Below are 25,832 nucleotides of genomic sequence, written 5' to 3'. Positions count from 1 at the left end.
ACTTAGAACTTAGAACTTAGAACTTAGAACTTAGAACTTAGAACTTAGAACTTAGAACTTAGAACTTAGAACTTAGAACTTAGAACTTAGAACTTAGAACCTAGAACTTTGTATACATATTTATTTGCTCTGTTTTTTTTCTACATTTTTGATATAATAGTAAATTAATTAATATGAGGAATGAGATGATGGTGAGTGAGAAAGTTTAACAAGTCAAAAAAACTGGATAATGTGTGTTATGATATTCGAGGTCCTGTTATGGATCAAGCCAATTTAATGGAACGAAACGGCGAGAATATTATTAAATTAAACATCGGCAATCCTGCTCCATTCGATATATTTGCTCCCGATGAAATCGTGCATGATGTTGCAATGAATTTAAGAAGTGCAGAAGGTTACTGTGATTCTAAGGGAATCTTTCCTGCTAGAAAAGCAATTATGCAGAATTATCAGACTAAAGGGGTAATGGATGTAACAATAGACAGTATTTACATTGGAAATGGAGTCAGTGAGCTTATTACCTTGTCTATGCAGGCTCTCTTAGATAATGGAGATGAAATACTTGTACCTGCACCAGACTATCCATTATGGACTGGGTCTATAAATCTAGCTGGGGGTAAACCTGTTCACTATATATGTGATGAGGAATCTGATTGGTATCCAGATTTAGAAGATATTAAATCAAAGATTAATGAAAACACAAAAGGTATTGTAATTATTAACCCTAATAATCCTACAGGTGCGGTTTACTCAAGGGAAATATTAGAAGAAATTGCAAAATTGGCTCATGAACACGATTTGATTGTCTTTGCAGATGAAATATATGATCAAATACTTTACGATGATGTAGTTCACATTCCGATGGCTAGTTTAGTCCACGATGTATTATGCATCTCATTTAATGGACTATCCAAATCTCATAGAATCGCAGGCTACCGTGTTGGATGGATGGTTTTAACGGGAAATAAAGAAGATGCAAAAGATTACATAGAAGGTATTGATATGCTGTCCTCTATGCGACTTTGTTCTAATGTTCCTGCACAATACGCAATACAGACGGCTTTAGGTGGTTACCAAAGTTTAATAGAACTTATTAAACCTGGTGGAAGATTATATGAACAAAGGGAATACGTGCATAACAGAATTAATAGTATTGACGGTCTAAGCTGTGTAAAACCGAAAGGAGCCTTTTACATTTTTGCTAAAATCGATGCGGAAAAGTTTCATATTCACGATGACATGCAGTTTGCATTAGACCTATTAAAAAGTAAGAAGATTTTAATTGTTCAAGGAACAGGTTTTAATTGGAAAGCACCGGATCATTTTAGAATTGTCACTTTACCTACTGTAAATGACTGCAAGATCGCTCTAGATCGATTAGAAGATTTTTTAAAGACATATTATCAAGAATAGTTAACAATTTCACTTTATGGTTAAATTTGACTTTATGGTTAAATTTAGGTTAAGATATTATAAAATCCATATTAAAATAAAAAAACTCAAGGAATAGTAAGAATCTTAGGGTTTTTTTGTTTTGATAAAATATTTGACCTTTAAAAATAGAGGAGTATAATAAGTGGTAGATTTGAGAGGAAGTGATATTTTTGGATGAATTAGAGTTTGTCTTGAGAAAAATCATAGAGATTGACAACAGGGCAATAGACCTACAAAATCGCACAGAACAAACGATAAGTGAAAAAGAAGCTCTTTTGAATGACGAAATAAAAAATCTAGACGAACAGTTAAACAGCAACTCAAACACTAAATTAGAAAGAGAAGTGCAAAAGAACATTGCACAAGCTCATGACATGGCAAAAGCCATAAGTACGGAATCCCAACAACAGAAGCAAAACATTCAAAGCAAGTACGCAGCAATCAAAGATGTGCTTAAAAAGCAGATATTTAATGAAATTATAGAAATTAATTAAAGGTGTGCATGAGATGAGTAGCATGAATTTTAGCACAGTAAATACGAAAATTAGCGCAATAAAAGCGAAACTATTATCACGAGAAGATTTCATCAATATTATGAATCTTCATAGCGTTCAAGAGATATTTGATTACTTAAACGACAATACATCTTTTCGAGAAGTGCTTTGGGATTTACAAGGCAGAAAAATTCATAGAAACGACTTTGAAAAAAGGCTATACAAGTACAAAATCACAGTTGTTGAAAAATTATTTCTCTATTTAAATCAGGACTATAGAGATTTAATTCAAACTTATATGCTTCGCTATGAGATTGAAAATTTGAAATTGGTATTCGAATTTGTTCGAGGTAGGAAGAAAAAAGAGGCAATAGAAGAACATTTTTTCACTTTTGGAAAACATTCAAATATTAATTTTATAAAATTACTACAAAAAGATTCGGTATTAGACGTATTAGAAGAAATAAAAGATACAAAATACTATCGGCTTATATTACCATATGCTCAAAGTGAAGATGAAAAATTTAATTTTTATGTGGAGATGATGCTCGATAAGTACTATTATCATCAATTAATCCAAAAATCTCAGAAATTGTTAGGAGATAAAGATAAAAAATCTACAGAAATATTAAGGCGCAGAGTAGATCTTTATAATTTAGAGTGGATTTATCGAGGATTAAAGTACTTTGATATGTCTAAAGAAGAAATACTAAATTTTGTTCTTGATTACGGATATTTATATAACTATAACAAATTGAAGGATGTAGTCTACAAATTTGATGTGAATGATTTAGCAGGTCAGTTTAGGAATACGCCTTATGAGTTTTTGTTTGACTGTAAAAATAATCTTGATTTATTTATGGAAAGAAGGATTGATCATTACTTATATGGAAAATCTTTGAGTTTATTGAATAGCTCCATTTTGAACTTTGGGAAAGTAACTGCATTCATTGAATTAGTAGATTTCCAAATAAAAGACATTATTTCCGTCATTGAAAGCAAAAGGTATAAGATGCCCGTTGAGGAAATATCAAAATATTTAATTAGAACAATAGAGGTGGTGGAATAAGTGGCTGTTGAAAAACTGATTATGATGAACGTAATCGGCAAAAATGAGTATGTCAATGATGTGATAAAAGATTTATTATTTTTTGAAAATGTGCAAATTGTAGATGCTTATAATGAAATTGAAAATTTTCGATTTAGTATTGATGTAACTGAACACAATATAGTAGAGCTATTGGGTTTTTCAGAAGCAGAATCAGGTTTGAAAAATGCCAAAACCGAAAGATTTGAAGCGAAGATTAAATTATTAAACCAAATATTTGGAGATGAATATGTAGTAGATCCACAAATTCTCAAAAAGGACATTGACTTACCAAGTGTTATAAAATCCGTTAATGACATCTACAATCAGGTTCATGAAAAATATGCAATATTAAAAATTTTACAGAATGATATTGAGAAAATTAATAAGAGCATAAAGGCTTATGAATTTTTATCATCTGCAAATGTAGAGATGGAAAAATTAAATAATTTAAAAAACTTTAACTACATAGTAGGTACATTGACAAAAGAAAATGTTCAAAGATTAAAGAACAATTATGGCAATATTACTGCAATTGTAGTTCATGTGGGAAGCATAGAAGATAATGAAGTGTATTTAGTCATTTCTCCATGGGATCTAGAACGTGAGACGAAAAGAATATTAAAATCTTTAAACTTTAATAAACTAGAAGGATTTAAAGATGTCTATAAAGATACTCCATTAAATATTGTGAAATGGCTAAAAAGTAAGAAGGAAAAATTTGCTGCTAAGATGGATGCACTTGAAAGTGAAGTGAATACACTAAAAGCAAAATATAAAGACCAAAGTAATTATGCTTATAATGTTTTGCACCTGTACGACACAATCAATACTGTAAAAAACAATATGGCTTTTAGCACGAAGCACTTCTTCTTTTCTGGATGGATTCCAAAAAGGTTGAAAAAACAAATTACAGAAGCCCTTTCAAAATACGAAGGAATTGTCATTATGTTTAATGATGATCATAAAGATCCGAGTATAAAACCGCCTACAAAACTACGAAATAACTGGTTATTTAAACCATTTGAATCCCTTATAAAAATGTATGGAGTTCCAAATTATAATGAAGTAGACCCTACGCCATTTCTGAGCATAACCTATCTATTTTTATATGGATTTATGTTTGGAGACCTAGGTCAGGGTTTTGTGTTTTTTATAGTAGGTTTTCTTTTAAAGTGGAAGGGTATAAGCTTAGGTGCAATTTTATCAAGGCTTGGAATAAGCTCCATGTTTTTCGGTTTAATGTATGGGAGTGTCTTTGGATTTGAGACCATTATTCCAGCTTTGTGGTTAAAGCCTTTTGATAATATCACTACTCTTTTGCTCATCGCTATTGGCATAGGTATAGTCATGATTGCTATAGGTTATATTTACGGGATTATCAATCAGTATAAGATGAAAGACTATTATAACTCTTTGTTGGGCAAAAATGGATTGACAGGCTTTGTATTGTATTTTTGCATTATCTTAGTTGTTCTTGCTTTATTTACAGGAAACAGGCTACTTTCTGTAGGTGTGCTAGGTACAATGATTATTATTGCCATTGTAATACTGTTTATGAAAGAGCCAATTATCGACAAACTCTCTCATAAGAGAAAAGAGCAAAGGCATAAATTAGATACAAATTTCTTTGTAGAAAGCTTTTTTGATGTTTTTGAAGTATTACTGAGTATTTTTAGCAATACCCTCTCCTTTATACGAGTAGGAGCATTTGCTTTAAATCATGTAGGATTATTTTTAGCTTTTGAATCCCTCGCACATATGGTCAATAGTGGAGTGGGTAGTACTTTAATCTATATATTAGGTAATATTTTCATTATCGTTTTAGAAGGTGTTATTGTCGCCATACAAGTACTTAGATTAGAATATTATGAATTATTCAGTAAATATTTTGTTGGTGGTGGAGAAGAATTCAAGGTTACGAAATTGTAAAAAATAGGAGGAATTTAAAATGATGAATTTTATTATGTACAGTGTTATTTTTATTGTTTTCTCAACGATTGCAGCTGGGGTTTATTTTTTAAAGAAGGGCTACAATGAAAATACAAAGATTAAAGCTTTGTTAAAATTTAACCTTTCAGCTTTTATCCCTGCGATGTTTATGGCTGTTATTCTTTTAGTGCCAGATATGGTAAGAGCAGCTGAAGTTGGTAATAGTAGTGCTGGTATGGGGTATCTTGGAGCAGCCTTATCTACAGGATTAGCATGTCTTGGTTGCGGCGTAGCCGTTGGTAATGTAGGTTCTGCAGCATTAGGCGCAGTATCAGAAGATGAAAAGATGCTAGGTAAAACATTGATTTATGTAGGCCTTGCAGAAGGTATTGCAATTTACGGTTTGGTTATTTCTATTATGATTTTAGGAGCACTGTAGGTGATTGACCATGAAGTCATTTTTGCTCAGTGATAATCGGGACACCTATATAGGCCTAAAATTAGTTGGCATAGATGGTGTGTATCTTCAAAAAGGTGACGATATATTAAAAGCGTATAAAACTGCCATTTCTGAAGAATATGGCATTATATTTCTTACAGAAAAAATCTACCATGAAATAAAAGAAGAAGTTATTAAAACAAAAACCACTAGGAAGATGCCTTTAATTACAGTCATTCCGGATCGCCACGGTTATGCTAATGATAAAGAAAAAATTACAAGCTATATCAAAGAGTCTATAGGGCTCTAATAGGGGGTAGATTAAGTGATCACTGTAGAAGACAAAATACGAGCTTTTTCGAAATACGTTTATGACAAGCAAGTGAAAAATTCTAATAATATGATTAAAGATATAGAAGAAAAAAATATGCTTGCTTTAGAAGCCAAACAAAGAGAACTTGAAGATAAGTACAATTCTGTGATTGAAAAGACTCTTATAAAAACAGAAATAGAGTCTCAAAAAATCATTTCATCAGCTAAAATCGAAGCTAAGAACAGTATTTTGAATTTAAAAGGGAATTTACTTTCTCAGCTCAATGGTGAAATCCTTCAATCTTTTAATGACTATGTAAATGATCATGAATATATTTCATACATAGATAAATTATTAGAAGATTCTGAAGATTTTTTACTCCAATCTAGAGTAAAAATATTTCTTGTGGAAAGAGATGTAAAGAAATTTGAAAGCAAAATCAAAGTCAAGTATCCAAATGCTGAAATTCTCACTATAGGCGATGAAAACATTGGTGGTTTTATCATTGAGTCTATTTCAACCAATGAGAGAGTCGATCAAACAATACTGAGAAAAGTGAATGAATGGAAAAATGAAATCGGCATTAGACTTTACGAAGCACTTGAAGAGTAGGTGAAATGGATGAGTAATAATGGAATCATTAATATGATCAATGGACCGGTCATTAGAGGGAAAAATATGTCCCGGTTCAAAATGCGTGAAATGGTCATGGTGGGAAGTAAAAAACTAATTGGTGAAGTCATTATCCTAGATGGTGATTTAGGGACGATCCAAGTCTATGAAGAAACAGAAGGGCTTAAAATAGGAGAAGAAATTATTTCTACAGGAAAGCCTCTTTCGGTTAAATTAGGTCCTGGAATGCTGGGGAATATGTTTGACGGTATTCAAAGACCTCTTCAGGAGATTGATAGAATCAATAAAGATTTTATTCCAGAGGGCATAGGCCTAATTTCTATTGATGAGAATAAATTATGGGATGTTAAATTATTTGTTAAAGTAGGAGATATACTTTCACCTGGGCAAGTTTTTGGAGAAGTCCAAGAGACTTCCTTAATAAGTCATAAGTTATTAGTGCCTCCAGGAAAAAAAGGTACTGTAAAGTCCATTGTTCAAGATGGAAAGTACAATATTGAAGAAGTATTGGCCCGGTTAGAGGATGAACAAGAAGAGATAGAATTAAAAATGTACCATGAGTGGCCAGTTCGAATGCCAAGGCCAGTAAAAGAACGAAAAGAAATTGAAAAAGTACTCATTACTGGGCAAAGGGTATTAGATATGTTTTTCCCGATAGCAAAAGGTGGCACATGTGCTATTCCAGGTGGTTTCGGTACAGGAAAGACAATGACCCAACATCAACTTGCAAAATGGTCTGATGCAGATATCATCGTCTACATTGGCTGTGGAGAACGTGGGAATGAGATGACAGAGGTACTTGAGGATTTCCCAAAACTAATTGATCCTAAAACAAATAAATCTCTTATGGAGAGAACCGTACTAATAGCCAATACATCAAATATGCCAGTAGCCGCTAGAGAGGCCAGCATTTATACTGGAATCACTATGGCAGAATATTTTAGAGATATGGGCTATGATGTGGCCATAATGGCTGACTCCACTTCTAGATGGGCTGAAGCACTAAGAGAAATATCTGGTAGATTAGAAGAAATGCCTGCTGAAGAAGGATATCCAGCTTATTTACCATCTCGAATTGCTGAATTTTATGAAAGAGCTGGATATGTAGAATCATTTAGTGGCAAAGAAGGTTCTGTTACGATTATCGGTGCCGTATCTCCAGCTGGAGGGGATTTCTCCGAGCCCGTTACAGAAAATACAAAACGATTTGTAAATGTATTTTTGGCTTTAGATAAAGAACTAGCTTATTCAAGGCATTATCCTGCAATAAACTGGTTAGAGAGTTATAGCGGTTATATTAAAATGTTAAAGCCTTGGTATGAAAGCGAATTAGCAGAGGGCAGCATCCAACTTCGCAATAAGATGTTAGAATTATTGTATAATGAGAATAAACTGCAAGAAATCGTAATGCTTGTAGGCGAAGATGTATTGCCAGATGATCAAAGGCTTATTTTAGAAATCGCAAAACTAATCAAGATAGGGTTCTTACAACAAAATGCTTTTAATGAAAATGATACTTATGTACCGTTAAACAAACAGTATCGCATGCTAGAGATAATTGATTATTTATATGAAAAAGCAAAAGCAACAGTAAGCTTAAACATTCCAATCTCACAAATAAAAAATCAAAGCATATTTGATGAGATTATTAAAATGAAGTACACTGTTCCCAATGACGACTTATCAAAAATCGATGAAATTCAAGATTTAATCGACAAATACTTCGGCGATTTGATGAAACAGTATCTTGAATAATTAGAGGTGATATGATGAAAAAAGAGTATTTAAGGATCGATAAGGTAATCGGGCCACTTATTGAAATGTCAAATGTTACAGATGTTTCTTATGGAGAAGTCGTCGACATTATGGCTGGAGACGGAGCGGTAAAAAAAGGCAAGGTTATTCGAATCGAAGAAGATAAAGTAGTTATTCAAGTATTTGAAAATACTTCTGGTTTATCCACGAGCAATGCCTCAGTGAGTTTTCTAAAGGAAGCTTTTGAATTGCCCCTTTCTAGAGATATTCTTGGGAGAACTTTTGACGGTTTAGGTCGTCCTATGGATCTTGGTGGTGAGATTTACAGCCGAAAGAAATACAATATCAATGGAAGACCCATTAATCCTGTAGCAAGAAAATATCCTAGGAACTTCATTCAAACGGGAATTTCGAGTATAGATGCGTTGATGACTTTAATTCGTGGTCAAAAATTGCCAATATTTTCTGGTAATGGTATGCCTCATAATGAATTAGCGATTCAGATTGTAAGGCAGGCCAAACTTGGAGAGGAATCTAATGAAGACTTTGCTATCATCTTTGCAGCCATTGGTGTAAAACACGATGATGCAGATTTCTTTAAAAGAAGTCTTGTGGAGGCCAATGCAATGGACAGAGTCGCTATGTTTATTAATTATGCCAATGATCCTATTGCTGAGAGAATTAACACGCCACGCTGTGCCTTATCTGCAGCAGAGTACTTAGCTTTTGAAGAAGGGATGCAAATACTAGTAGTAATGAGCGATATTACAAGCTATTGTGAAGCCTTGCGAGAAGTCTCCTCTGCAAAAGAAGAAGTGCCAAGTAGAAAAGGATATCCAGGATATTTATATTCGGATCTAGCGTCTTTGTATGAAAGAGCCGGAATGATTAAAGACAAACCAGGGTCTATTACCTTTTTACCAATCTTAACGATGCCTAATGATGATATTACTCATCCAATTCCTGATTTAACTGGATACATAACAGAAGGTCAAATCGTAATGGGTAGAGAGCTATTTCAAAATAATGTGTACCCACCTATTAATGTTCTGCCATCTTTGTCTAGACTTATGAAGGACGGTATTGGAAAAGGGTACACTAGGGAAGACCATCCTGATTTAGCCAATCAATTGTTTTCTTCTTATTCTAGAGTTCAAGATGTTAGAGCTTTAGCTCAGATTATCGGAGAAGATGATTTAGGAGAAGTAGATCGAAAGTATATGGAATTTGGTAGGGCATTTGAGAGCCGATTTGTCACCCAAGGTTTCACTCAAAACAGAGATATTAATGCTACATTAGACTTAGGTTGGGAAATTTTAAGAATTCTGCCTAAAGAGGAACTAAATCGATTAGATCCAGATTTAATCGAGAAATATTATGTAAAAAAAGATTGATGGTGATTACATGGCAAACAAGATAACACCAACAAAAGCAAATTTAATGAAAGCCGAAAGTGCCTTACGTTTTTCCAAAAAGGGTTTTGATTTACTGGACAAAAAGAGAACAGTACTAATCCAGGAGATGATGACTCTCGTAGAATCGGCAAAAACCATAGAAAAGAAGATTGAAAAAAATTTTGCAGAAGCTTACAAGGCCCTAAAACAAGCTAGCATTACTATGGGCGTCTTTAATCTAGAAGAGGTAATGGTTGCAGTAGAAAAGGAAGATGATTATCAAATTCGCTTTAAAAGCGTTATGGGCGTAGAGATCCCTGAGATTATCTACGTCACAAAAGATAAAATCAAACCTCAGTACGGATTTTATAATAGCAATCCCTCTTTAGATTTAGCTATAATCAAGTTAAAGGAAGTAAAATACTTATCTTATCAACTTGCTCAATTAGAGACTTCTGCTTATAAATTATCCCTAGAGATTAGGAAAACCCAAAAAAGAGCCAATGCACTAGATAAAATACAAATCCCTAAACTAAATGCAAATATAAAGTTTATAGAAGAGACTCTAGAAGAAAAGGAAAGAGAAGATTTCTTTAGACTAAAAATAGTAAAGAAAAAGCAAGACTAGGAGCGCTAAATGCGCTTCTTTTTGCTTTAAGCAAGCTGATATGCGATAAATAGAGGGGTTTTAATTTCTTATCTCGCTTTGGCGAGGAAAGGTTTTCCCGTCCAACCGTTCAATGAACCAACTATTATTTAAGTAGAAAATACTTTTTTATTCGATATAACATACTATAAAACTCTTTTCCAGTAAAGATAGTTATGATATTATATTTCTTGTTCATAGTGAAAGGCAAAGCAGTTAAAGAATACAATATCTGATAACTTTGTGATTTTCTAATAAGGGGGATTACTGTGACTACACGGTTTATATCAAATTATCATACTCATAACAATTTTTGTGATGGCAAGAATACCATCGAAGAAATGGTACAAGCAGCTATTGAAAAAGGAATTCTACATCTAGGCATATCTTCTCATGCACATATACCAAACCAAGAGATATGGACTATGGAAGAAGATCAAATAGAAACTTATTTAGATGAGGTTCATAGAATCAAAGAAAAATACACTGGAAAAATCCATATATATACAGGCTTAGAAATCGATTTTTTTGATGGTATTGGTTGGTATCCACCAATATTACCATTTATTGAGGAATTAGATTACGATATTGGATCTGTTCATTGCCTATATGTTGGAGAAATAGGAGAGTCTTGCTACGTTGATGATACACGGGAGGCTTTTGAAGAAGGTGTAGAAAATCTTTTTAATGGAAATATTCAAGAAGCAGTAAGACATTATTATAATAGCCTTAAAAATATGATTATCCAATATAACCCAACCATAATAGGTCATATGGATATCATTAAAAAGAACAATAATGAAAATTATTTTTTTAATGAAAAAGAACAATGGTATAAAGACATTATTAAAGATGTCTTATCTGTAATCAAAGACAGCACGAGTATTGTAGAAGTCAATACTGGAGGAATCGCTAGATACGGTAAAGATTTGCTTTACCCATCAATTGATATTCTTGAACAAATGTATAGAAATGGACTAGACATAACCATCAACGGAGATTCTCATAAAATAGAAGATATTGATTTTTATTACGAAGAAGTATACCAGTTGATAAAAGATATTGGTTATGATAGAGTCATGATTTTTACGGATAAAGGTTGGGAACCGTTTAAGTTGTAAGATGTAAGTTCTAAGTTGTAAGTAGAAACTTAAGTCACCTGTGGTGACAAATGCTTTTACATAGAACTTAGAACATAGAACTTACAACCAGATACTAAAAAAGAACTGCTAAGCAGTTCTTTTTTAGTATCTATAATACTGGCTTCTTTGAGACCTTCTCCTACGAGGTACACTTCCATATGTGATGCCGTATTTTTTGCGGATTCTTCTCTTTCTTATTCGAGTATTTCTAATATGAACGTAAATTCGAGCTAATATATACAATAATAGAAGAGCAGGTATAAGGTAGATAATGGAGCCTTTTAACTTTTGTATCCGAACGGCTGAACTACTTAAAACTTCATTACCAGCCACTAATTGAGCTTCTCCAACTTTTTCATTTCCCACAGAATATTCGATCTTGCCAATGACCTCACCTTTAGAAATAGTTGAAGGCAAATTCTGAGATAGTTTAATGGTCTCATTGATTTCATCGCTATTATCCTTAGTCTTTACATATTTTACAGTACTTCTTGATACAATTTGAAGTGGATTACTCCCTTTTTCTATTTCCTGTTCTTTTACAAAATCATCTTTTCTGATGAGAGTAGAGGTTTCAAAAGAGGCGAATCCATAATCAAATAATGCGGATGTGTCATAATAAGTAGATGCACTTTGCCCATCTAATACTACTGTAATTAAGCTCATATCATTGTTTTCAGCAGCACTGACTAATGTGTTTTTAGCTTCTGTAGTAAAACCCGTTTTTGATGCGATTACTTTGTCATTATAGAATTCATCGTCTTCATTTTTATACAATCTATTTTTTGTCCATAAATAACGTGTTTGTTGTTTATTTGTTTCAGGAATAATGTAATTTGAAGTGGTCATTAATTTGCGAAGTACAGGTTCCTTAATAGCCTCTTTCATTATAAGGGCCATATCGTAAGCTGTTGTATAGTGGTCTTCACTATGTAGGCCATGGGGATTGGTAAAATGGGAATCTGTAGCACCTAATTCTTTTGCCTTGTTATTCATCAGCTTTGCAAAATTTTCTACAGACCCAGCCGTGTGTTCAGCAATAGCTACAGCGGCGTCATTTGCGGATTCAACCATTAGGGCATACATGAGTTGTTCTAAAGTCACTACTTCTCCTGGAAGAAGGTAAATGGCACTACTATTACTTACAATTTGGTAGGGGACATCTTTGCCTATAATAACTTTTTCATTTAAATTTTCGTTTTCCTCTAAAGCTATAATAGCAGTAAGAACTTTTGTTATACTTGCAGGATATAGTCGTTCCTTTGCGTTTTTATCATATAAAACTTGTCCAGTCTCAGCGTCCATTAAGATGGCTGATGGAGACAAGGTATTTGGTTCTGTATTAGCATATGTAATGGGTTGTATGGTAACGATGAACATCAGTAGAAGAGCTAGTATTTTCTTTTCCATAAAAACCTCCTTTATAATCTGTCAGATATGTGATTATGTAGTTTGACTTATATCATTATACCAAAAACAAAAAAAAATTAAAGGTAAATATCTTAAAGTCGTGAATTTTGTGATATATTGAAGATATATTACTAAAATATGGAATTTTAGGTGGTCTTATTATAAAATGGATAGAGTTAAGTTAAAGGAATGGATTAGAAATAATAAATTGACGATTATTGTAGTTATCCTTTTTGTTGTGTCATTACTCATTTATTATTCTTCTATATTTAAAAATTCATCAATTGAAAATAGTAAAATGGATGTGCTTGAAAAAGAAGTAGAAAAATCAGAAGAACCTACTGAAGAAACAGCAAAGACGATAATCGTCCATATTTCCGGAGAAGTAATAAAACCTGGTATTATTGAATTAGACTATGGACAAAGGCTGTATGAGGCGATTGAAATGGCAGGAGGACCTACTGAAAAAGCTGACGTAGAACAAGTCAATTTAGCGATGATTTTAGAAGATCAACAAAAGGTTGTAATCCCTTCAACTGATAATGGAGCGCAAGGTAATCCTACTATAGAATACTCAGCAGGAGGGGGAGCGGCGGTAAAAATTAATATCAATACAGCAGACAAAACACAATTAATGGAATTGCCTAGAATAGGAGATGCTACAGCAGAGGCTATTATTCAATATAGAGAAGAAAACCAAGGATTTAAAAAAATAGAAGACATTAAGAATGTCCCGAGAATAGGGGATGTTACTTTTGAGGGATTTAAGGACAAGATTACATGTTACTAGTTCTATCTTAATTGTATGTAAAAACATTTCATATAACAATAGTCGAACGATAGTTAGTTGCTAAGACTAACTTTTTAACTAAGAAAAAACCTCAATGATAATGAACAATGAAAAAATGAACATTGAACAATACAAATATGCGACCTTATGATATGATTTTTCAAATATTGTTACTTATTCATTGTTACTTATTCAGTGTTCATTACGACGATAGTCGCATATTTGCTGACCACCTGACCACATTAAAAAGGAGTGTACACAATGAAACTAACCATATTAGGAAATAATGGGCCTTATCCCAGTGCTGGTGGAGCTTGTTCTGGGTATTTAATTGAACATGAAGATACAAAGATTTTACTAGACTGCGGAAATGGAGTAATGAGTAATCTTTTAAAAGTATGTGATGTAGAGGCGTTAGACGCGGTAATATTGTCTCACTTGCATCCAGACCATATTTCTGATTTGTTTGTACTTCGATATACACTTTCAGAGAAAGGTAGAAAGATACCTGTTTATGCACCAAACAATCCAAAAGAAGAATATGAAAGACTTCATTACAAGAATGCATATGATATCCATCCAATTGAGGAACATTTACAATTCAATATTGGGCCTTTATCTATAAGTTTTTGTGAGCTTCAACATGTACTACAAAATTTCGGTATATGTATTGAAGTGGAAGGAAAGAAATTTGTTTATACTGGAGATATGCAGTACGATGAGAAAATCGTTGACTTCGCAAAAGATGCCCATGTGCTGCTGATAGAGTCTGGAGTATTAGAAAGGGATTTACAAAATAATCCGCCTCATTTGTCGGCAAGGCAAGCGTGCAAATTTGGAAACGAAAGCAATGTGAAAAAATTGCTCTTAACTCACTTTCATCCAAAATACAGAATAGATGAATTCATTATTGAAACCATTAATCAATACGACGGACTTCTAGTCATGACCCAACTTATGCAAACTTATAAGATTTAATAAGTTCTAAGATGTAAGTTCTATGTTCTATGTGAAAACATTTTGTCACCTACGGTGACCTTTGTACTATATTAGGAAAGTTCTACTTTTGAATTCAACTATTATACAAACTATCTTTATGTGTAGTTGAATGTTTGACCTGTGAGACTTGACCCTGGCACTGATAGCTGATGGCTAAAGTGCCAAAGGCACTTTCTTGTTACAACTTACAACGTAGAACGTAGAACGTAGAACAAAAAAGGGTGTTTTCGGTGAAGCGTTTGCCTTTATTCTTCCTAGTAGCCTCTATTTTGGCAATTATTGTGTTTAATATGGGTATGAGTTTTTTGATTTCTTGTACCTTTATTTTGCTTGTTTTTTTGCTCATAAGAAACAAAGTTTACCGAGTAGTTTTCTTTTTATCTTCTTTGTTTTTTCTTCTGGTCTTTTTCCGCATAAGTATCATATCAAATAAGACTACAACCTTAAATATGAATGAAACTCCACAAACGTATTTGGGAAGGATTATCTCCTTTCCTATATATGATGAGGATAAAGTTCAATTTATACTTCAATTATCAGGAGAATATGATGAAGTAGTTCAGGTGTTTAATTATGAAAATACTCACAATTTTTCTTATGGAGATCTTATTGAATGTAAGGCTGAAATAAAAGAGCCATCGTCAAAGAGAAATCCAGGAGGCTTTGATTATAATCAGTATTTACGAGGAAAAAATATTTACGTTCTTATGTACACATTAAACCATACCATATCCTTTACAGGTCGTAGCCTCACTCCCTTTGAAAATATGGCTACTAGGTTTCGTCAAGATATGTTTAAGCATATTGAAAATAACTTTTCCCTAGTACAAGGAGACTTTATTAGTGGGCTTCTCTTAGGGAAAAGATCTATCGACGATGAAATTGAAGAAGAGTTTAATGTACTAGGAGTATCTCATATTCTTTCTGTATCGGGATTGCACGTGGGATATGTATACTTATTTGTTAGTGTGATATGCAATACGTTGAGATTAAATAAAAAGTTGCAGTTTATAATCGTATCTCTTTTACTTTACTTTTATTGCTTTATGGTGGGCTTCAACGATCCAGTTATGAGGGCAAGCTTTATGTTTCTCTTTTCTTTGTTTGCTCAGACGATTAATAAGAAATACGATTCGTTAAATGTGTTATGTTTATTAGCGTCTATTTATATTGCAAACAATCCATACGTAATTTACAATGTTGGATTTCAGCTCTCTTATAGTGCCGTATTATCTATAGGAATTATATACCCTTATTTAAACAATAAATTTAGAATAAAGGAAAAACTAATAGAATATATAAAATCCTTGCTCATTTTGACTCTATCTGTTCAAATAGGGACCTTGCCAATTACTCTTTATCACTTTAATAGTTTGTCCCTTCTTTCCGTTATTGCTAATCTCATCATTGTCCCGTTATCAGGTTTTATTATCATTGGGTATTTATTCATATTCATTATATATAGTGCCTTCCATGTGACCATTCCCTTACTTCTTTTGCCTATACAAGAATCGATACAGTTTATCTTTTGTTTTTCAACAAAACTATCTGACTTATCCTTTGCTGCAATTAAGCTTTCACCTATGCCTTTGCCTCTTGTTGTCTTATATTATATTTTCATATTTTATCTATTAGGTTATTTTTATCATTATAAAGACAAGAATAGAAACCTCCTTGCCTGTGCTATGGGAGTAAATATATTTGCATTGCTACTATTCTATATTTACCCAAAACCTATGATTATTACTTTTTTAGATGTAGGTCAAGGAGATTCAGCCTTAATTGAGTGTCCCAGTGGGTTTACTATGCTTATTGACGGTGGAGGTAGCATTAATTATCCAGTAGGGGATGAGGTGCTAGCAAAAGTCCTTCTATGCAAAAATATTCGAGAAATAGATGCTGTTGTAGCCACCCACTCTCACAGTGATCACGTATTAGGATTAATGGAGATAATGGATGATATAAAGATTCAGCACCTTATCATCAATCCCCTTGAAGAAGATTACAATGATTTACTATCCCTAGCCCGTACATATGGTATTTCTATTAATCAAAGTGATCACACTACAATAAAGGTGGGGAATGAATTATATATTGAATTTATTTACCCTAATGCATTACATCAATATATAGGTGCAAATAACAGCTCTGTAGTAATTAAAATAACATACAAAGATCAAAATTTTCTTTTCATGGGAGATTTAGAATCAAATGGTGAAAAGGTACTTCTTCAAGAAGGACATGATCTTAAAAGCGATTTCATTAAAATAGGTCATCATGGTAGTAGTACTTCTACAAGTAAAGAATTTATAGAGAGGGTCCGTCCTACTTATGCTATAATTAGCGTAGGAGCAAACAATCATTTTAATCACCCTAATAAAGAAACTATAAATTTATTAGAGGAAAAAAACATTAAGATTCTTAGAACAGATTTACACGGTGCAATAGAAGTGAAAATCCATGGAAATCGGACAAGTATAAGAACATATATAGAGTAGGAGAAATACTTTTGGATTATAAACAATTGATGAAAGATATCAAAAATAAAGAAATCAGTAAAGTGTATTTATTTTATGGAGAAGAATTTTTACTTTCTCAAATGATGTTAGACAATTTAAAAAAAGCAATTATAAAACCAGAGTTTGAGCAATTAAATTTTCATACTATAGATGGCAAAAATGCCACAACAGAAGAAATTATTAACGCATGTGAAACTCTTCCTTTTATGGACGATACTAGATTAGTTGTCGTGTCTGAGATCCCTCTTTTAAGTGGTACTTCCAATTTTTCTACAAAAGATGTGGATAGATTATGCGATTATATAGGACAAGTTCCAGGGGGATGTCATCTAATATTTACATCTAAAAAGATTGATAAAAAGAGAAAATTGGTCAAGGTCATTGAAAAACATGGTGCACTAGTAGAATATAGTAAGCTTGACAAAAGAGATCTTAGCAAATGGATTGCAAAGAGATTTAAATTAGAGGGAAAGTCTATTGGAGAAAGTGCTTTGCAGCTGTTTATCGAATCCTCTGATTACTTAAATAAAGACAGCAAGGCTAATTTAAGTGATATTGAAAACGAAATAAAAAAGCTTTTGGCGTATACGAGGGAGAAGACGATTATAGAAATACAGGATGTAGAAGGATCTATTGAAGTCAATATAGATACGAATATTTTTAAAATGTTAGAGTTAATTGGTACCAAATCCGTAGGACAAGGGCTTAAGCTCATGAATATTTTGTTCCAAGATGGAGAGCCTCCTATAAAAGTATTATTTATGATTGTACGACAATTTCGATTAATCTATCAATGTAAGTTTTTACAAAGCAGAGGATATTCCACCAACGATATTTCTAAAATGATTGGAGAAAGATCCTTTGTAGTTACAAAAGCCTTAACCCAAGCTCAAAAATTTTCCTATGAAAGACTCATTTCCATCTACGATTATGCAGCAAAAATGGACATAAAGATGAAAAGTGGACAAATCGATCCTAAATTGGCCTTGGAGATGTTGTTGATGAAAGTGATTTAATGGTTGGTCGGTTGGTTCGTTGGACGGGGAAAACCTTTAGCTGAAAGCTGAAAAAAGCATTAACTTGCCTTTGGCGAGTATTTTTCTTCTTATTATAGAAAGTGCACTTCAGAAATTTGACAAGCAAATTTCTGAAGTCGTGCCACTGGCCAAATAAAAGCTAAAGCTTTTATTTACGCATCCACATGATTCCACAAACAAATTGGCAAGCCATTTGTTTGCTCCACTATGTGGATGCTGCGAAAGCTACGCTTTCGCTTGGCTCGTTAGTTCACGCAAAAAAAATAGACTACTTATGGAGTAGTCTTTTTTAGACACGAGTGGGAAATATTTATTTAAACTTACATAGCGTTCAATTTTCTAGCTAAAGAACTTTTCTTTCTTGCTGCTGAATTTTGATGTACTACGCCTTTTGCAACGCCTGAGTCAAGTTTTTTAACTGCAAATTTGAAGCTTTCTAAAGCTAATTCTTTTTCGTTGGCAGCAACTGCTGATTCAAATTTCTTTAGAGAAGTTTTGATGCTCGTTTTGATGCTTTTATTTCTTAAAGTTCTGATTTCAGCGATTTTAGCTCTTTTCTTAGCAGATTTAATATTAGCCATGTTTTCACCACCCTCCATAATTTATAACATTTGATATTTTACCATTAAAAAGCATAAAAGACAAGCTTTTTTTGCGCGAACCAACGAACCAAGCAAAAGTGAAGCTTTTGTAGCAGACATATGATGTAGCAAACAAATAGCTTGCTAATGGAATAACTTACAAATATTTTAATGTAATATTGTACTGTGAATTTGTAAAAATAACTCTAAGAGGTGAAAACAATGAATATGAGAACAGACTTAGCTTTGGAAAATCAAGAAGATTTGAGTCAAAGAGGTATAAAAGAAGATGGAGTTAAAGTCGATGTTGTTGAGTCTTTAAAGAATGTAATTTATACAAAAGTTCAAATCACCGACCCTAAAGGTGAGAAAGCCATGGGAAAACCTATCGGCAACTATATTACTATAGAAATGAAGGACACTGAAGATGAAGCCATAGAGTTGTCTAAATTATTAGCTAAAGCAATAAAAGAGCTTATCTTAGTTGAAACAAATGAAAACTTCACTACATTAGTTGTAGGCTTGGGAAACTGGAATATTACGCCCGATGCCCTTGGACCACAGGTAGTGTCGAAACTCATGATAACAAAGCATCTATTTAAAGAAGCAAGAGAGCTTATTAGCCATGAAATGTCACAAGTATGCGCTATTTCACCAGGTGTTTTGGGGATTACTGGAATCGAGTCTAGTGAAATCATTAGGGGTGTTATAAATAATGTAAAACCGGATTTAATCATTGCTATTGATGCCTTAACTTCTAGAAAAATTGAGAGGATTTGCTCTACCATTCAAATTACAGATATTGGTATAATACCTGGCTCAGGGGTGAATAATAGCAGAAAGGCACTAAATAAAGAGTCTCTAGGAGTACCTGTTATTGCTATTGGCGTTCCTACTGTAGTAGATGCGGCTACTATAGCAAACGATACAATTGATATGTTAATAGACAGAATGATGGATGAGACATCTAGTGGGCATGAGTTCTATAAAATGTTGTCAGATATCGACAAAGAAGAAAAAGAATTCTTAATAAAGGATTTGTTGAGACCTCATGTTGGCAATCTGTTCGTGACACCAAATTTTGTAGATCAAGAAATTGCTGATTTATCTAATATTATAGCTGATGGTATTAATTTAGCATTGCACCCTCATATGGACATTGAAGAGATAAATTCTTATATTCATTAACTTTGTAACATATTTGTTTTTCTCACTGAATAGGATAAATAAGGCTACTATAGAGGAGAAAATGAGGTGCAGAATTTGCATAAATTACTAGCAAATAATAAAGCTTATAAGATTATCGTAGCAATTTTGCTTATTAGTATTGTATTGCAATTAGGATTATTAATTACCAATTTAATAAAGGGAAAACAAGAAGTGCAAGTAGATGCAAATGTAACAACAGTAAAAGGCGTATCAAAAGATTTAGAAAATACAGAAGAAAAAAACGTAAAAAAGTGTGAAGATGAAAAGATATCATCAAATTTATTTACCTTTTTACTGCAACAAGTAATTCCTTATCAAAAGGATCCCGTTGATTATGGAGTAGTAGACGCAATTAAGGATTTGACCCAAATAGACATAAGCGATCCTAAGATACTTATCAGCAGTCAGATTCCCATTATGGACAGCTATGAGGTAGATGATGTAGAAATTACTGAAGAAGAAGAAGAAGAGATTTACAATCTAACATCATCAAAACCTCTTAATGATGGAGCAGTTGCAGTGAATAATACAGGGGATAAGCCATTAGTGCTTTTGTATGCTACTCATACTACAGAAAGTTATGCTTCTAGCAGTAAGACTAAGATTAACTACGTAAGTTATGCTAGATCTCTTGATGAAAGGTATAATATGGTAGCAGTATGTCAGGAGATCAAAAAAGTATTAGAGGATAAATATGGTGTCCAAGTAGTACTCGACACAACGATTCACGATCACCCTGATTATAATTCATCTTATTCTAATTCTTTAGAGACGATTAAAAAAAACTTACAGAAGTATCCATCTATAAAGTATGTCTTTGATATACATAGAGATGGATTAGCAGAAAATCAAAAAAATAAAGAAGTATATGCTACTGCAGTTAATGGGGTCAATTCTACTAGAGTTATGATGGTGGTAGGATTAAACCATCAAAACTCAGCTAATAACGCTAAGTTTTCAGATCAAGTATATGGCACTTTCAATGAGATGTACCCTAGCTTGACTAGGCCAAGCGTAAAAAGGAGCAAAGCAAAATACAATCAATTTGTCTCCGATAATGCGGTGCTCTTTGAAATAGGCAGTAATCTCAGCACATTAGAAGAGGCAAAAGTATCCGCATCTCATCTAGGAGATGTACTGGGAAAAGTAATCACCGAAAAGGAAACCAATTAAAGGATAATGTGTATGAATCATAAGATGAAGGTATTTTTTTTCTTTTTATTTACAGTTTGTGTGCTCTATATGGGTGTGCGTGAAGTAAACTACAGTAATTATCAAATCGTCGAAAACGGAACAAAAGAAGTTATTACTTATCAAATCCATAAAGACGGTACTGAACTCAATATATTGGGTGAGAATTTATATATTGATAACTCCACTATTGAGTCCATTAAAGATACTATTACAAATCTCATTCCTAAAAATAAATAAATGTAAATAAAGAAAGAAGGCATAATGCTTTCTTTTTTTCTTGTGTAACAGGAAAGTGCTACTTTTGACCCTAGCTTCTGTCCCAGTCATCCTGAGCGCAAGCGAAGGATCTTGACCCAAAAGGAATACCCTAATTGCTAGCAACTAATGTGCGAAGGTGCTTTTCTTGTTTGAACATTAATGTATTTTTGGTATAATGAATTGTTAGTTACTGGTTACAATGATATAATAGCGCGAAAGAAGGAGAATACCTTAATTCGCTATTTTTTAAATTGATTTATTTCACACTATTTATGGAGGAAAACAATGTCTTTATCAAAACAAGAGAAAACGAGAAATTTTAGTATTATCGCTCATATTGATCATGGCAAGTCTACCTTAGCGGACAGGTTGATTGAAAAGACAGGTCTATTGAGTCAAAGAGAAATGTCTAATCAAGTTCTCGACAATATGGATTTAGAAAAAGAACGAGGAATTACCATTAAACTTCAAGCTGTCCGATTGGTTTACAGAGCAGAGGATGGAGAGGAATATTATTTAAACTTAATTGATACCCCAGGGCATGTGGATTTTACTTATGAGGTGTCTAGAAGTTTAGCTGCCTGCGAAGGAGCTTTGCTTATTGTTGATGCAGCTCAAGGAATTGAAGCTCAAACCATGGCTAATGTATATTTAGCCTTAGAAAATGACCTAGAGATTATTCCTGTCATCAACAAAATCGATTTACCTAGTGCAGATCCTGAGAGAGTTAAACATGAAATTGAAGACGTTATCGGAATAGAAGCCCAAGACGCTCCAATGATTTCTGCAAAAGATGGAATTAATATCGAAGAAGTTCTAGAAGCTATTGTAAAAAAGGTTCCTGCACCTAAAAATGAAGATGAAAAACCTTTGAGAGCTTTGATTTTTGATTCTTATTATGACTCCTATAGAGGGGTAATTGCGTCTATCCGAATTATTGAAGGAAAACTTAAAAAAGGCATGAAAATGAAAATGATGTCTACAAATAAAACCTTTGAAGTAGACGAAGTAGGTATTTTTGTAGGTTCTCTATTTCCAGTAGACGAATTGACAAGTGGAGATGTAGGTTATGTAACAGCGAGCATAAAAAATGTAGCGGATACGAGGGTAGGGGATACCATAACCGATGCAAAGAATCCAGCTAAAGAACCTTTGCCAGGGTATAAAGCCATTCACCCTATGGTGTACAGTGGCATCTACCCTGCAGATGGATCAAAATACAATGATTTAAAAGAGGCATTAGAAAAGTTGCAATTAAATGATGCATCTTTGATGTTTGAACCAGAAACTTCTATTGCCTTAGGGTTTGGCTTTAGATGTGGATTTTTAGGTTTACTCCACATGGAAATCATTCAGGAGAGATTAGAAAGAGAGTACAATTTAGATATTATTACCACTGCTCCTAGTGTAATTTATAAAGTAAAGAAAACCGATGGTGAGATAATTGAGGTAGATAATCCTGCAAACTTACCAGCAAGCACAGAAGTACAGTATATGGAAGAACCTATCGTCAATGCAAATATTATAGTGCCTACTCAGTATGTTGGCGTTATTATGGAATTATGCCAACAAAGACGTGGTGAGTATATCACTATGGATTATATTGAAGAAACTCGAGTATCATTAAAGTATGAACTGCCCTTAAATGAAATTATTTATGATTTTTTTGATGCTTTAAAATCTAGAACAAAGGGATACGCTTCTTTTGATTACGAGATAAAGGAATATAGACGAAGTGATCTAGTAAAATTAGATATTCTTCTAAACGGAGAGAATGTAGATGCATTGTCCTTTATCGTTCATCGCAGCAAAGCTTATACTAGAGGCAGAGGCATAGCTGAAAAGCTAAAGGATAATATACCAAGACAGATGTTTGAAATTCCTGTACAAGCAATAGTCGGGGGGAAAGTTATCGCAAGAGAAACGATTCGTGCCATGCGAAAAGACGTTTTGTCAAAATGTTACGGTGGAGATATTTCTCGAAAGAGAAAGCTTCTTGAAAAACAAAAAGAAGGAAAGAAAAGAATGCGTCAAGTGGGTAGCGTAGAAGTTCCACAGGAAGCGTTTATGGCAGTTCTTAAGTTAGATGATGAGTGATAAGGAGTGCCTTTGGCACTCTAGCTATCAGAAATCAGCCGCCAGTCACTAGTGCTATAGGGATGAGCTATGCGGGTCCAAATCTGGCTTTTGCACGTAGAATGACTTAATTAGTAGCTAGAGTTAAAAAGAAGAACGTTTCTATCAAAAAATAAATCAAAAGTCATCGTTTTTGGAAAAGGAGGATAAGATGAAGGATTTAAGCTTGTATATTCATATCCCATTTTGTGCACACAAATGTTATTATTGCGATTTTCTATCCTTTTCGTCTAAAAAAGATAAAATTTCCCTTTATTTTGAATCCTTATACAAAGAAATAGAAAGATGTGCGCCAGTACACTCTAATGAACAAGTGCAGACCATTTTTATTGGAGGTGGAACCCCTACGGTGGTTCCACCTGATTATATTAGTAAAACGATGGATCTTATCAAAGAAAAATTCTCTGTATCACCAACAGCAGAGGTGTCCATCGAGAGCAATCCAGCAACTTTTGACAAAGAGAAGCTTTTAGAGTATCGAAAATCTGGAATTAATCGATTGAGCATGGGCCTTCAGTGTTGGCAGGATGAACTCTTAAAAGAAATTGGGCGAATTCATAGCCAAAAAGATTTTATTAAAGGATTTATGGAAGCAAAAGAGGCTGGTTTTCATAATATAAATGTAGATTTAATTTTTAATTTGCCAAATCAAACTTTAGAACATTGGAAAGAAACTCTAGAAAAAGTATGTGATTTAGATCCTACTCATCTTTCTTGTTATAGTTTGAAAATTGAGGAGGGCACAGTATTATATGAGAGGGCACAAAATAACAAACTCATCTTAGATGATGATTTAGATCGAGAGATGTACCATTATGCAGTAGAGTACTTAACAGGAAGAGGATACACTCAATATGAGATTTCAAATTTTTCTAAGTCAAATATGGAATGTAAACATAATCTAGTTTATTGGGAAGTAAAACCTTATATTGGTTTTGGTTTAGGTGCCCATTCTTATTACGAAGGTATTCGGTACTACAATGAAGAAAATATGGATCATTATATTGCAAAGATAAGAAACAATCTATCTATCTGCAAAATTGAGGATGTTCTTTCTCTAGATCATAAAAAAGAGGAATTTATTTTTTTAGGCCTTCGAAAAACGGAAGGAATAGATGACAAAGATTATCAAATTCTTTATAAAAATAGTATCTTTGAAGAATACAAAAATGAATTAAAAGATTTGTATAATCAAGGTATGATAAAGATAGACGGAGGAAAAATAAAATTGAGTAAATTAGGCTTAGATTTTGCTAATAAAGTCTTTATGAGTTTCCTAAAATCCTAATAGAAAATCATGGAAAGACTATTGACAAATAAGCCGATAAGTGATATTTTTATTATAGAGTTAGCACTCGATGATAATGAGTGCTAACAAAGAGGTGGAAGAATGGAAAACATGAAAGAGAGAAAACTTAAAATTCTTAATGCGATCATTAAAGATTATATTTTAAATGCAGAGCCTATTGGCTCAAGAACTATAGCAAAGAAATATAATTTAGGGGTGAGTGCAGCTACTATAAGAAATGAAATGAGTGATCTTGAAGATTTGGGTTTACTTATACAGCCCCATACATCTGCAGGTCGAATTCCCTCTGAAAAAGCGTATCGCCTTTACGTAGATCAACTCATGACGGTACAAAAACTTGATATAGAGTTAGAACAATCCATTCGAGATAGTTATAAACAATATGTAGAGCAAATTGAAAAATCCGTCCAGCTCACTGCAAAATTATTAGCTCAATTGACAAGCTACACTTCTTTAGTGATGGCTCCAGAAATAAAGTCATTAAACTATAAATTGATTCAGTTATTGCCTATACAAGATGAAAGAATCGTAATGGTTATTATAACAAAAGAAAATATTGTCAAGAATTTAGAGATAAAATTACCATACAAATTAGATCAAGCTGAATTAATTAAGTTGACTAATATACTAAATTACATTATAACGGATTACGATATTAACAAAGTTGGCGATGATTTAAATAGCCATTTACATGAATTATCTATAAAAGAGAATGAAGCTCTACAGGAGCTTATAGGTATTTTACAAGAGCTGACTCTAAGTCCTGACGATGGTAACCAAGTATTTGCTACAGGTGTAACAAATATGCTCAAATATCCCGAATTTAACGATATTGATAAAGTAAAACAATTCTTAGAGGTTTTTCAAGATCAAAGAATTATCTCTGAATTATTAAAAAGTTATTCCAATGGAGTAAATATTATTATTGGCGAGGAAAACAGTTTGTCAGAGTTTAAAGATTACAGTTTGCTAACTGCCACCTATCAGTTTAATGGAGAAAATTTGGGGACCATTGGAGTTGTAGGCCCTATCCGAATGAATTACGACAAGGTTGTTTCTGTCTTGAAATTTTTAACAGAACAGTTAAATGAACAAATCAATCAGCAATAGATTATTTTACT

The 25,832-nt window shown here is 33.2% G+C and carries 23 protein-coding genes; 21 read left to right on the top strand and 2 right to left on the bottom strand.

Annotation, left to right across the window (positions count from 1 at the left end; translation table 11 throughout):
- Positions 1–195 precede the first annotated feature (195 nt).
- From DES36_RS08385 to DES36_RS08335, 11 genes are all read left to right on the top strand, one after another.
- Positions 196–1,413, top strand: a complete 1,218-nt coding sequence (locus DES36_RS08385) for a pyridoxal phosphate-dependent aminotransferase (protein WP_242981736.1) — start codon at positions 196–198, stop codon at positions 1,411–1,413.
- 191 nt (positions 1,414–1,604) lie between these two features.
- Complete coding sequence (locus DES36_RS08380) at positions 1,605–1,928, top strand: hypothetical protein (protein WP_113920774.1); 324 nt, start codon at positions 1,605–1,607, stop codon at positions 1,926–1,928.
- 13 nt (positions 1,929–1,941) lie between these two features.
- On the top strand, positions 1,942–2,997 hold the full coding sequence (locus DES36_RS08375; protein ID WP_113920773.1) for a V-type ATPase subunit: 1,056 nt from the start codon (positions 1,942–1,944) through the stop codon (positions 2,995–2,997).
- Positions 2,998–4,947 carry a V-type ATP synthase subunit I gene (locus DES36_RS08370; protein WP_113920772.1) on the top strand — a complete coding sequence of 650 codons (1,950 nt, stop codon included), beginning with the start codon at positions 2,998–3,000 and terminating at the stop codon, positions 4,945–4,947.
- A gap of 22 nt (positions 4,948–4,969) precedes the next feature.
- Positions 4,970–5,386, top strand: coding sequence for an ATP synthase subunit C (locus DES36_RS08365; protein WP_113920781.1), 417 nt, complete (start codon positions 4,970–4,972; stop codon positions 5,384–5,386).
- A 10-nt stretch (positions 5,387–5,396) separates the two neighbouring features.
- Positions 5,397–5,696, top strand: a complete 300-nt coding sequence (locus DES36_RS08360; protein WP_113920771.1) for a V-type ATP synthase subunit F — start codon at positions 5,397–5,399, stop codon at positions 5,694–5,696.
- A 15-nt stretch (positions 5,697–5,711) separates the two neighbouring features.
- On the top strand, positions 5,712–6,311 hold the full coding sequence (locus DES36_RS08355) for a V-type ATP synthase subunit E (RefSeq protein WP_113920770.1): 600 nt from the start codon (positions 5,712–5,714) through the stop codon (positions 6,309–6,311).
- 9 nt (positions 6,312–6,320) lie between these two features.
- A complete protein-coding gene (locus DES36_RS08350) occupies positions 6,321–8,087 on the top strand; it encodes a V-type ATP synthase subunit A (protein ID WP_113920769.1) in 1,767 nt (588 codons plus the stop codon).
- 14 nt (positions 8,088–8,101) lie between these two features.
- Positions 8,102–9,481: a V-type ATP synthase subunit B gene (locus DES36_RS08345; RefSeq protein WP_113920768.1), complete on the top strand. Its 1,380-nt coding sequence runs from the start codon at positions 8,102–8,104 to the stop codon at positions 9,479–9,481.
- Between the two features lie 10 nt (positions 9,482–9,491).
- On the top strand, positions 9,492–10,109 hold the full coding sequence (locus DES36_RS08340; protein ID WP_113920767.1) for a V-type ATP synthase subunit D: 618 nt from the start codon (positions 9,492–9,494) through the stop codon (positions 10,107–10,109).
- Between the two features lie 287 nt (positions 10,110–10,396).
- Positions 10,397–11,248, top strand: coding sequence for a histidinol-phosphatase (locus tag DES36_RS08335; RefSeq protein WP_170128242.1), 852 nt, complete (start codon positions 10,397–10,399; stop codon positions 11,246–11,248).
- 123 nt (positions 11,249–11,371) lie between these two features.
- Here the strand turns inward: DES36_RS08335 and DES36_RS08330 are convergent, their stop codons facing one another.
- Positions 11,372–12,679, bottom strand: coding sequence for a D-alanyl-D-alanine carboxypeptidase family protein (locus DES36_RS08330; protein WP_113920765.1), 1,308 nt, complete (start codon positions 12,677–12,679; stop codon positions 11,372–11,374).
- A gap of 166 nt (positions 12,680–12,845) precedes the next feature.
- Between DES36_RS08330 and DES36_RS08325 the strand changes: the two genes are divergently transcribed.
- The 4 genes from DES36_RS08325 (at position 12,846) to holA (ending at position 18,003) form a co-directional block, all read left to right on the top strand.
- A complete protein-coding gene (locus DES36_RS08325; RefSeq protein ID WP_113920764.1) occupies positions 12,846–13,469 on the top strand; it encodes a helix-hairpin-helix domain-containing protein in 624 nt (207 codons plus the stop codon).
- Positions 13,470–13,730: 261 nt separating this feature from the next.
- Complete coding sequence (locus tag DES36_RS08320; protein WP_113920763.1) at positions 13,731–14,447, top strand: MBL fold metallo-hydrolase; 717 nt, start codon at positions 13,731–13,733, stop codon at positions 14,445–14,447.
- Between the two features lie 290 nt (positions 14,448–14,737).
- A complete protein-coding gene (locus DES36_RS08315; protein WP_207657437.1) occupies positions 14,738–16,966 on the top strand; it encodes a DNA internalization-related competence protein ComEC/Rec2 in 2,229 nt (742 codons plus the stop codon).
- Positions 16,967–16,977: 11 nt separating this feature from the next.
- Positions 16,978–18,003 (top strand): DNA polymerase III subunit delta, encoded by a 1,026-nt coding sequence (gene holA / locus DES36_RS08310; protein WP_113920761.1) that lies wholly within the window; start codon positions 16,978–16,980, stop codon positions 18,001–18,003.
- A 341-nt stretch (positions 18,004–18,344) separates the two neighbouring features.
- Here the strand turns inward: holA and rpsT are convergent, their stop codons facing one another.
- Positions 18,345–18,605: a 30S ribosomal protein S20 gene (gene rpsT, locus DES36_RS08305; RefSeq protein WP_113920760.1), complete on the bottom strand. Its 261-nt coding sequence runs from the start codon at positions 18,603–18,605 to the stop codon at positions 18,345–18,347.
- A gap of 222 nt (positions 18,606–18,827) precedes the next feature.
- Here rpsT and gpr point away from each other — a divergent pair, with 222 nt between their 5' ends.
- From gpr to hrcA, 6 genes are all read left to right on the top strand, one after another.
- Positions 18,828–19,793 (top strand): GPR endopeptidase, encoded by a 966-nt coding sequence (gpr, locus tag DES36_RS08300; protein ID WP_113920759.1) that lies wholly within the window; start codon positions 18,828–18,830, stop codon positions 19,791–19,793.
- A 66-nt stretch (positions 19,794–19,859) separates the two neighbouring features.
- A complete protein-coding gene (gene spoIIP, locus DES36_RS08295) occupies positions 19,860–20,987 on the top strand; it encodes a stage II sporulation protein P (RefSeq protein ID WP_113920758.1) in 1,128 nt (375 codons plus the stop codon).
- 12 nt (positions 20,988–20,999) lie between these two features.
- Positions 21,000–21,245, top strand: a complete 246-nt coding sequence (locus DES36_RS08290) for a hypothetical protein (protein WP_113920757.1) — start codon at positions 21,000–21,002, stop codon at positions 21,243–21,245.
- Between the two features lie 306 nt (positions 21,246–21,551).
- Positions 21,552–23,363, top strand: a complete 1,812-nt coding sequence (gene lepA, locus DES36_RS08285; protein WP_113920756.1) for a translation elongation factor 4 — start codon at positions 21,552–21,554, stop codon at positions 23,361–23,363.
- A 190-nt stretch (positions 23,364–23,553) separates the two neighbouring features.
- Entirely contained in the window at positions 23,554–24,690 is a 1,137-nt protein-coding gene (hemW, locus tag DES36_RS08280) for a radical SAM family heme chaperone HemW (protein WP_113920755.1), read from the top strand.
- A gap of 102 nt (positions 24,691–24,792) precedes the next feature.
- Entirely contained in the window at positions 24,793–25,821 is a 1,029-nt protein-coding gene (gene hrcA, locus DES36_RS08275; protein WP_113920754.1) for a heat-inducible transcriptional repressor HrcA, read from the top strand.
- Positions 25,822–25,832: the final 11 nt, after the last annotated feature.

Origin of the sequence: Alkalibaculum bacchi (genome assembly GCF_003317055.1) — a bacterium.
GTDB classification, from domain to species: Bacteria; Bacillota; Clostridia; order Eubacteriales; family Alkalibacteraceae; genus Alkalibaculum; species Alkalibaculum bacchi.
Note: the sequence above shows the minus strand (reverse complement) of the source record. Positions and strands in the feature narration are given on the sequence as shown.